The sequence below is a fragment of the bacterium genome (assembly GCA_040757115.1).
Lineage (GTDB): Bacteria > UBA9089 > CG2-30-40-21 > CG2-30-40-21 > SBAY01 > JBFLXS01.
Genome location: JBFLYA010000197.1, coordinates 844 through 6881 on the forward strand (window position 1 = coordinate 844; position 6038 = coordinate 6881).

General features: G+C 36.4%; 6 protein-coding genes. 4 read left to right on the forward strand and 2 right to left on the reverse strand.

The genetic code is table 11. The features are described 5' to 3' along the window. Positions 1–201 precede the first annotated feature (201 nt). On the reverse strand, positions 202–354 hold the full coding sequence (locus AB1422_14565) for a hypothetical protein (GenBank protein ID MEW6620536.1): 153 nt from the start codon (positions 352–354) through the stop codon (positions 202–204). A 286-nt stretch (positions 355–640) separates the two neighbouring features. After that, positions 641–841 carry a hypothetical protein gene (locus AB1422_14570; protein ID MEW6620537.1) on the reverse strand — a complete coding sequence of 67 codons (201 nt, stop codon included), beginning with the start codon at positions 839–841 and terminating at the stop codon, positions 641–643. A gap of 891 nt (positions 842–1732) precedes the next feature. On the opposite strand from AB1422_14570, the gene AB1422_14575 reads away from it, so the two are divergent. The 4 genes from AB1422_14575 (at position 1733) to AB1422_14590 (ending at position 5816) form a co-directional block, all read left to right on the forward strand. Next, positions 1733–1930 carry a hypothetical protein gene (locus AB1422_14575; GenBank protein MEW6620538.1) on the forward strand — a complete coding sequence of 66 codons (198 nt, stop codon included), beginning with the start codon at positions 1733–1735 and terminating at the stop codon, positions 1928–1930. After that, positions 1930–2055, forward strand: a complete 126-nt coding sequence (locus tag AB1422_14580) for a hypothetical protein (protein MEW6620539.1) — start codon at positions 1930–1932, stop codon at positions 2053–2055. Before AB1422_14575 ends, AB1422_14580 begins: the two co-directional genes overlap by 1 nt. 502 nt (positions 2056–2557) lie before the next feature. Next, the gene (locus tag AB1422_14585; GenBank protein MEW6620540.1) at positions 2558–3394 is read left to right on the forward strand and encodes a caspase family protein; all 837 of its coding nucleotides are present in this window, start codon (positions 2558–2560) and stop codon (positions 3392–3394) included. Between the two features lie 103 nt (positions 3395–3497). Further along, positions 3498–5816 carry a caspase family protein gene (locus AB1422_14590; protein MEW6620541.1) on the forward strand — a complete coding sequence of 773 codons (2319 nt, stop codon included), beginning with the start codon at positions 3498–3500 and terminating at the stop codon, positions 5814–5816. Positions 5817–6038 lie beyond the last annotated feature (222 nt).

The following is a 6038-nucleotide window of genomic DNA, read 5'->3' on the forward strand; positions in this document are numbered from 1 at the left end:
TATCTATCCTAAAATTTATTCCTTTTTAATACACCTCCCTCTATGAAACCTAACCCCAATGTTTATAATGTATTATATATATCTACATCACCTCCTAAACACCCCCAAAATCTACCCTCTTAATATTATAGTCCCTTGATTTTACAGAGGTTAATAGGTCCGACCCTCGAAAACTTACTTCTGTTGTCTTTATCGACTTAATCAATCATAAACTTTAACCACTTTAGAAGGGACAACTATATAACACCTCCTCATCTTGATGTCAACTAAGCAGATTATTTCTTTTTTGTCGCTTTGGCATTTTTTATCACCCACCCAAAACTCTCCCCAACCCGCACCATAACTAAAAACCATTTGCAACGCTCTCAGATCAAAAATTAGGTAAATTAGGTTCAAAAATAAGTTTGATGAGACAAAAACGAGAAAGTTTCATTTTAGCCATCAGATTTTGGACACACTTATCCTCCGGAAGGTAATTGGAAGGTCATAAAAGAAAAAAGTAGGTGAGAATTATGAAGGGTATCATCTTCCATGCCAGGAACCATTATAAAACCATCTCTTAGCCGCTGGCATATTCTTCAGGATTTCCTCAATATCTTCTTTTTTCTGGACTTTCGTAAATTTTATGCTACTATTGAGCCTATCTAAAGTTCTCTTTATCCTTATCAATCTGTTTATTTTGTTCAAAGATGGCAAAATTAGGTTCAAAAGCCTGATGATTTTTTTGCAACTTATCCTTTGAAGTTGAGTGGATAAAAAATGCTTTACCTATTTTTCTTTCCTTTGCGTCCTTTGCGTTACTACTTTGTGCCCTTTGTGGTTTATCCTTTTTTAACCGCAAAGAACGCAAAGAAATCGACCGCAAAGAACGCAAAGATTAAAGGCAAAAGGAATCATAAAAAATCCACGAAACTCCAGAAGTACTTTTTTGCAAAAAAATTAAAAATTAGTTGCATAAATTAAGATTATGGTATATAATCTTAGGAAGAAGGGGAAAAAAGAGGATTGCAGAGAGAAGTTTTATGCCTAACGAATTAAGAATTTGTGTGGAGCAACGCCGACACACAATTCTGGGTTGAACTAACACAATGGAGTATTATTTGGAATTTGAATAAAAGGCTATTTTGTATTTGGTAGGTTTAGTTATCTATTTTTGAGACTTCTATAGTCCGCTTTAATCCAGGGTAACTATTCAGCCACAGATGGACACGGATGAAACACTGAAAATTTGTGAATCGTGTCCGTTTTCCGTGTCCGTAATTAGGTTGAAGGCTGAAGGGTTCTTCTCTTTCTGACTTTTATTTTCTATCCTTCTTGATTCTCTGCCAGTGGAGGAAATTTCCACCCCCAACCCCCGCCAGCGGGGGACAACCCACCTCTGACCTCTATCTTCTGTCCTCTGCCTTCTGCTCTCTGTCCTCTGCTCTCTGCCTTCTGCTATTTATCCGTGCTAATCCATGTTAATCAGTGGCTGAATAGTTACAATTTTCCTGAAAATGTATCTTTTTCTTCTTGACATCAAATATCCTAATATGATAAACTTAAAATAACTTTACAAAGCCCTCAAAAAGACTGCCACAAAGTGGCTTAGTTCAACAAGTCGTTGGAGTGGATGTGCTAACGCACGCCGCTCAACTCTGTCGTTAGTCAGAAAGGAACAAGGGTGGAAAGTTGATTGGACAGTAAACTGAAATTTTTGACAATACTACTTATTTAAGAAGGAAGGAATTTTATGAAAGTAGCCGATTTAAGCAAAGAAGAGTTCAAGGTGTTAATGGGTGAGGTAATTGAAGAAAAATTTAAGGGATTCTTTGATCCTGACTATGAGCTTGAATTACAAAACGAATTTGTTCAAAGATTGGAAAACTCAATCGCATCTAAAGAAAGAGTTCCCTTTGAAGATGTGAAGAAAAAACTCGGGTTGGTTTGATGTACAAAGTTGAATTTACACCTCAAGCCGAAGAAGATTTATCTTGCATTGATAAAACTATTGCAAAACGGATTGTTGATAAAGATAGAATGGTTTTGTCAAAATATAGGACATATTATCAGTGAACCACTAACAGGGAAATTTATAAGGTAAGTATAAACTGAGGGTTGGTGATTGGCGAATAATATATTCAATTGAACATCGGAGCAAGATTTATAAAATATAGAAAGATATACCGGTGCGAAATATTCCACAAGGAGTTTAATACAAATATCAAAATGTCCAAATCAAAAGGACAAAGCAAAATGCAAAAATATACCCAAATAAATTAAGTTTGCAAATATTTTGCTCTAAAAAGGGATCAAGGATTCGAGGGGTCAAGGAGAAGGCTCTTGGATAAAAATAGGAAGTAAGAAATGGGAAATAGGAAGTAAATAAAACAAAATTCCTACTTTCTACTCTCTACTTAAAAAGTGGGGGTGAAGGAAAAAATTTGCGGTGTGCGAAGGCTAATAAAATTACCGCTTAATTTTATCCGGGAGCGTTCACCCAAAAAAAAGGAGGTGAGTTTTTAATCAAAGGTAGAGTTCCTATCAAAACTCAAATAACAAAAAGGAGGAGTTTATCATGGCAAAAGGAATAGCACTAACAATTGGACTTAACTCAGTTGACCCAAAGCATTATGGAGGGTGGTCAGGCGATTTGAATGCTTGCGAAGCAGATGCAGAGGATATGGCGTCTATCGCTAAATCCAAAAAATTTAAGGTTAAAACCTTATTGACAAAATCTGCTACCCGAACAAAGGTGATGGAAGAAATCTCTAACGCCGCTAAAACACTAACTAAAGGTGATATTTTTATGGTGAGTTATTCAGGACACGGAGGACAGTTGCCTGACCTCAACAATGATGAACCTGATGCTCAAGATGAAACCTGGTGTCTGTATGATGGGGAATTAGTGGATGACCAATTATACTCTTTATGGGGGAAATTTAAAGAGGGCGTGCGTATTCTTGTCTTTTCTGACAGTTGTCATAGTGGCACAGTAACTAAAGCCGCATATTACCAGGGGACAATTAATAGCCGAAGCTCGAATATTGGTTCTTCGCAGGTAAAATATCGTTTTATGCCACCAGATGTCGCACTACGCACCTACCGAAATAACAAAGATTTCTATGACGAAATACTAAAAGACCGAATACTAAAAGAGGCTAAAGCAAAGGTTAAAGCGGCGGTTTTACTAATTTCAGGTTGTCACGATAATCAATTATCTTCGGATGGTGATTTTAATGGCTTGTTCACTGGACAGTTGCTCAGGGTCTGGAAAAATGGGGCATTTAAAGGTAACTATAAAAAATTCTATAAGTCTATACTTCTGCGTATGCCGCCAGACCAAACACCTAATTATTTCTGGGCAGGTAAGCTCAACCCTAAATTTGAAGCACAAACACCATTTACTATCTAAAAGTATAGGACGCAGATAAACGCAGATTTTCAGGATTTTTAAATATACATCCTGATAATCTGCGAAAATCTGCGTCCCATAACCTATTTTCAGGAGGATAAAAATGAAAAAGAAGGCGTTATTAGTGGGAATAAATAGATATAAGTATGTGTCTTGTCTTAGAGGATGTGTGAATGATGTCAAAAATATGAACCATATATTACAGACATATTTCGAATTTAAACAAGAGAATATCCGTTCTCTAATTGATGAAAGTGTTACTCGAGACCATCTTATGTCAAGATTAAGCTGGTTAATAGATGATGCTGAACCTGGAGATGTTCTGGTATTTCATTTCTCAGGACACGGCTCCCAGATAATTGATAGAGGCGTCCTTGATGAATTGAATGACCATAGGGACGAGATACTCTGTCTGTATGATATGGACTTCCGTAATGCAAACAGTTTTTTAACTGATGATGATTTTAGTAAAACCTTTAACCGATTACCCAAAGGTGTGAATCTTTCGGTTATTATTGATTCCTGTCATTCAGGAACGGCAACTCGAGAAATAGAATCTTTACAAAGGGAGGTAAAAGCTACTCCTACTATCCAATATCGGTATCTTTTACCACCAGATGATATTGCTTTACGGGAAAGAAGTATTCCAATATCTGTAAGGCGATTTACAAAATCCGTGGGGAGAAATTGTGCCGATGTGGGTATTAATCATATACTCTTAGCCGCCTGCGAAGATAGAGAGTCCGCCGCAGATGCCTATATAGCCGATAGTTTCAATGGCGCCTTTTCTTATAATTTATGCAAATGGATAAGAGATACTAATGGAAATTTAACCTATCAAGACCTGATAATTCGTGTTCAGAGAAGTCTCTTACATAATGGGTTTGCCCAGAAACCACAATTAGAAGGACCACGGGAACTCCGGGGAAGAAAGATGTTCTCAGCAACAGAAGAGTCACCGGTTAGGGTTTCAGATTCTTTGTATAAAAACCGATATTGTATTACTCAAAAAAACTTATCTCTCCCCTTAGCTCAAGGAATGATACTTGGGACATCATCAGAGTTTAACGGCACTGTCAGGGTAAATAATCTATCTTCATCCAAAACACGGGATTTAAGCAGAGAATCTAATCCGGAAGTAATTGAAGGATTAGAAAATGGAGGGTTTATAGTATCAAATGTTTTAGAATTTCAGCCTGCAAAACAGCGCTCCTTAGACAAAGGAGAACAATTAGAACCACTTCAACTCCTGGTAGAATGTGGCCCGAATGAGGAAACCGTATTTTTAACCGCAGAAAATGGAATCTGGAAGTGGTATTTTGGTGAGTCAGAAAGAACCTATCGCACAGGGTTAAGAGCCCCTGGAGTAGAATCACACATAAAATCTTTTAAAATACCCTTTATAACACAGGAAATTACTACCAGAGGTATCAGGAGTAAATTTATTTATTGTTTGAAGTTTATTAAAGATTGGGTTGATGAACAAGTGGAGAAAGCAATCAACGGGATTATCTTTAAAATAGAAGAAAAGAATGTTAAAGAGGGATTCAGGGTAATTACTGACGATTTTAATAACATCCAACCTTTTAATGATTTGCCATCTTTAAAAGGCAAAAAGATATTACTCTTTATTCACGGGACATTTAGCTCAACCGCAGGTGGATTTGCTGCTATTACAGGAGACACAATTAAAAGATGGAAAAATAAATATGATATGATATTAGGATTTGACCATAAAACATTATCAAAAACACCGGAAGAAAATAGCAGGGAGATGTTAGAAATTCTACCTGATGGTTTTCAGGTTGATATAATTTCTCATTCAAGAGGAGGATTGGTATTAAGGAGTTTAACAGAGTTATGCCAGAGTGAATTAGTTAAAAAAGCGATAGTAGTTAATAAAGCGATAATGGTTGGAACACCAAATGCCGGCACAACTTTAGCCGACCCAACACGCTGGAAAACAATGGCTGATTTGCTCACAACACTATTTAGTTTAACTGGCGGCGCCTGGTTAAAGATTGCATTACCTTTCCTTGCAGGAGTAATCAGATATCTTTCTTCTCAATTAGACAAGCCGGAAGTTATCCCCGGATTATGGGCACAAAATCCTAACTCACCGTTTCTAACCAGACTAAATCAAAGTCAAAGTCCTACAAACACTACCTATGCGGCTATTACATCAGATTTCGAGCCAAGAAATTTCTTTCAGAAAGCAGTCCTTGAAAATATCCTGGATATGGTTGCTGATGCATTCTTTGGGTACGCTAATGATATGGTGGTAAATACAAAAAATATGACCTCGATAGAAATAGCCGATGAATATCACCAACATTTTACTCAAGAAAGAAATGTTCATCATTGCAATTACTTTACTTTTAAAGAGACAATTGATGCCATAGAAAGATTTATGGAAACATAGAGACACCACACCTATTTATTTAGAATGTTAAAATTTTTGGTAAGCGTTCAGGTGGTGTAACAAAAGGAGATATGGAGATTAAGGGGATATTATTTAAAAAATTGAAATTAGTAGAAACTGATAGAAATTTATGGAAATTTGTTGTTTTCCACAATCAATTTCTACCTATTTCTATAAATTTCAATCTATTTCTATTATCTTATCTCCATATCACTCTTATCT

What these genes read in the sequence shown, in the direction of transcription:
- AB1422_14565 (MEW6620536.1), bottom strand. Translation starts at nt 354, where the DNA reads ATGGTTTTTAGTTATGGTGCGGGTTGGGGAGAGTTTTGGGTGGGTGAT.
- AB1422_14575 (MEW6620538.1), top strand. Translation starts at nt 1,733, where the DNA reads ATGAAAGTAGCCGATTTAAGCAAAGAAGAGTTCAAGGTGTTAATGGGT.
- AB1422_14580 (MEW6620539.1), top strand. Translation starts at nt 1,930, where the DNA reads ATGTACAAAGTTGAATTTACACCTCAAGCCGAAGAAGATTTATCTTGC.
- AB1422_14585 (MEW6620540.1), top strand. Translation starts at nt 2,558, where the DNA reads ATGGCAAAAGGAATAGCACTAACAATTGGACTTAACTCAGTTGACCCA.
- AB1422_14590 (MEW6620541.1), top strand. Translation starts at nt 3,498, where the DNA reads ATGAAAAAGAAGGCGTTATTAGTGGGAATAAATAGATATAAGTATGTG.